This is a genomic window from Bradyrhizobium sp. KZN70725, assembly GCF_055264925.1.
Window position 1 is genome coordinate 1 of the sequence record NZ_JBUYWT010000141.1, and the last position, 2,937, is coordinate 2,937.

Sequence of the window (2,937 nt, forward strand, 5' to 3'; positions counted from 1 at the left end):
GACTTCAACAACCAGGCAACCAAAAGCCAGCGCCGCCACGCTGTCCGCGATTTAGCGAAACTGCTGTCCGTCAGTTAGCGAAACCGCTGTCCCGTTTTTGCGAAATACGCAATCTAGATCCGGCCGCCCTGGATCGGCTCGAATGCGTGAGCGTGCTCCATGATCCTGCGGGCGGCTTTCTCGGGACTGGCGTAAAGGACGATCTGCGGTCAGTTTCATCGGCGGTTTGGAGATTAGCTACTTTTCTGCGGGGCGCCGTTCCGTGTGCATTCATTGGAAAATATGGCGCTCTCACGGCAATCGAAGCGAAAGACTTGAGATCGACGAAGCTACAGTATTGGTTCGATCGATCGATGCATGGCCGACGTCGACTATACCAGTCACCGAGTCCTACAGCCTCAGCGATGAAGAGAAAGTCAGCCTCTCTTAATTTGAAGGTCAAAGATAATTTGAAGGTCAAAGACCTACCGCTGTTCAACCCTGGTGCGCCACAGGGCATCGAAGGTATTCTGGCGAGATGGCGTCCATTCTTCTGAACCGATCGGATCGCTGGGCTTCTCTATGAGTGCACTTGCAAGCTCCTCGGTGGGACGTGCCTGCGTCGAAATCCGCACGGGCCACTCCAATAATGATTTTGAAAGCATGGGCTTGCCTTCGTACCAGCATTTTCGTCCGTCGATGAGGCGCCAAGACCAATACTCGCGCGGATTTGGGGGCATCACCGCACTGCATTGCTGTTTTGCCTGCGCGGTCGGCATTCCAATCAATAGAAAAGTAGCGATGCGAGCGGCCAAAGGAATAAATGAAAATTGCCTCTTCATCGGAACACTTAGAGACTACTTCGTTGCCGCAGTCGACTTACAGCAACGACCAAGTCGGGCCGCTCAAGAACCTCAACTAACTTGTCGAGTATGCGTTCACTGTCGTGGGGGCGGGGCAGAAGATACTCGTCCAATATGCACAGGGCTTCGCTGACGGCATGAAGAGCCAGCTGTTGATCGGTCATCGCTTCTTACCCATTCGAATTGGCGGAGCGTCGCGATTTCAAGGAAGCTTAAAGATCAAGTCAGCTTTTGGACTTATCCCATCAAATTTTATTTCAATCGAGGGTGAATTTAGGTCAGCGCTTCTGTCTCAGGATTGCGATTTGGCTATCGCCTCACCGCCGCTCCGCGCAACGCCACGTGCACTTCGATTGGCGTATCGCTACACAAACGAAGAGTCCGACAAGGCGCTGCGCCTCCACGCCCGGATCAGCGCGACGGATCACGCGATGGGAGCGCGAGGATCTGCTCGACGCTTTGCAGCAGCGGCTCGATGCGAACCCGCTTGCTATGCGCCTTCGTCGCGAGACGGTCGAGCATCCGTTCAGCGTCACCTCATCAAGCCGTGCGAAATGAGCCTTCAAATTTCTCCAGTCAGTGAATTTCTTGCATAGCGCCAGCAACTACCACCGTTGCCCGATCTTCTTGACTCCCGATCTCGGAAGAACGGCGCGGGCGCGGGAGTTAAGGCTCAATAGATTGGGGCCAAAAAAGCGAAGTGTGGCAGGATCACTGGCTTGTAGCAGCCACCAGTCGGCGCATAGTCAAGCAATGATAGAGCAGCGCCCAGCCTTCATGGCTTGCAAAAACCCCGGCACCGGCTGGAGAATCGATATTCTGTGGGCCGATGGCGAAACCGAAGTCATCAAAGGTTTTGTTACGGAGCACGACGCAACGAAGTGGATTTCCGAGCATTCGGCGGCGTGCCAAGAAAGCGCTAGCCCACCGCGCTAGCATGGCTTCTAGTTCGGAGGAGCGGCGACGATGGATCGCGAGACGGAAGAACTGGCAAGTAAAATCGCAGAATGCGCGAGACAGGCGCGCCATCAAGCCGCGCTTCTGCCGGAAGGTCCAGTCCGCGACGCACTGATAGAAAAAGCCAAGCATTACGAAGCACAAATCCCCGCCGACTCTACGTATACGACTGTTACGTAGCGCTAATGGGCAGGTGACTGCATTGCTTCGGCGCTCCGACTCATCCGGCAGGCTTCCACCCGAGGTTTGCCTTTGAGTTAAGTGTTCTTCCTTCGTCTTCATCGTCGAATTGCGTCGTTTTTAGATGTGCCCGCGGTGTGTGCAACTCTCGGCCGGTGGTGGCTATCGACGTTGCGCCGCAGGGACAGCGCATCAGTGACACGGCCTCCCTGAAGGCAGCTTTTCGCCGCATGCCCCATGGCGCTGCTTCGACCGCGCTCGGAAACTCTGCCAAGAACCCGTCTCCGGTGTTCTTCACGATACGGCCGCCGTGACTGGCAATAGCAGGCTCACTTCTCTTGCGAGAAGTTCGCTCAGCTTGGCGTGCGTGGCCTCTTCGTCATCGTGCATGAGCCGTGAATAGCCGGCGACATCGGCGGCCATTATGGCCGACAGCCTGCGCTCTATCCGACCTGGCCGCTCTTGCACTATGGACCCGCGATCCAAGCGATGCCCGATTGTACGACGGACAAGCCGCGCCCCCAACGGCCTTGACGAAGATGCCCGAGAGGCCGCCGATCAGCTATCGGCCCGAACGGCACAACCTAGGAACAGTCGATATTCGCCGGACGTTAGCGCTCATGCAACAAGTCCGTTTGGTAGGCGACCGGCGCGAGGAGACTTACATGGCTGACGAAAGCTCAGTTGCACCTACTGCCACGCCCGAGCAGCGAATAGACCGAGCTTCAGAAGCAATCCGGCGGATGGCTGAAGACGACGCGTTGCAACATTTGCCACAACATGATCGGTGGCTGCATCATTTGAGTGAAGCGACCCGGGCAGCTCCATTTCAGTCCCTTGCCGTTGCTATAGCGCGACAATCTGGCTGGGAAGCGCGCGACAATCAGGATGGCGAGTCGGTGTCGCGGCGAGGTGATGATTGCCGCGATGATTGTCGCGCGCAAGAGTTTTGTTGGCG

Annotated in this window: 3 protein-coding genes and 1 pseudogene; all 4 read right to left on the bottom strand. The window is 56.5% G+C overall.

The window, feature by feature from the left end; translation table 11 throughout:
- Positions 1–464 precede the first annotated feature (464 nt).
- Entirely contained in the window at positions 465–821 is a 357-nt protein-coding gene (locus ACZBJS_RS42130; RefSeq protein ID WP_125459264.1) for a hypothetical protein, read from the bottom strand.
- A gap of 732 nt (positions 822–1,553) precedes the next feature.
- The gene (locus ACZBJS_RS42135) at positions 1,554–2,081 is read right to left on the bottom strand and encodes a hypothetical protein (RefSeq protein WP_229190199.1); all 528 of its coding nucleotides are present in this window, start codon (positions 2,079–2,081) and stop codon (positions 1,554–1,556) included.
- 103 nt (positions 2,082–2,184) lie between these two features.
- Positions 2,185–2,450: pseudogene (locus tag ACZBJS_RS42140) on the bottom strand (adenylate/guanylate cyclase domain-containing protein); the annotation flags it as partial.
- A 254-nt stretch (positions 2,451–2,704) separates the two neighbouring features.
- A partial coding sequence (locus ACZBJS_RS42145; RefSeq protein WP_463440291.1) for a hypothetical protein occupies positions 2,705–2,937 on the bottom strand: 233 nt, incomplete at its 5' end.

Excerpts from the sequence above, each read along its gene's own strand:
- ACZBJS_RS42130 (WP_125459264.1), bottom strand. The coding sequence starts at position 821 with ATGAAGAGGCAATTTTCATTTATTCCTTTGGCCGCTCGCATCGCTACT.
- ACZBJS_RS42135 (WP_229190199.1), bottom strand. The coding sequence starts at position 2,081 with ATGAAGACGAAGGAAGAACACTTAACTCAAAGGCAAACCTCGGGTGGA.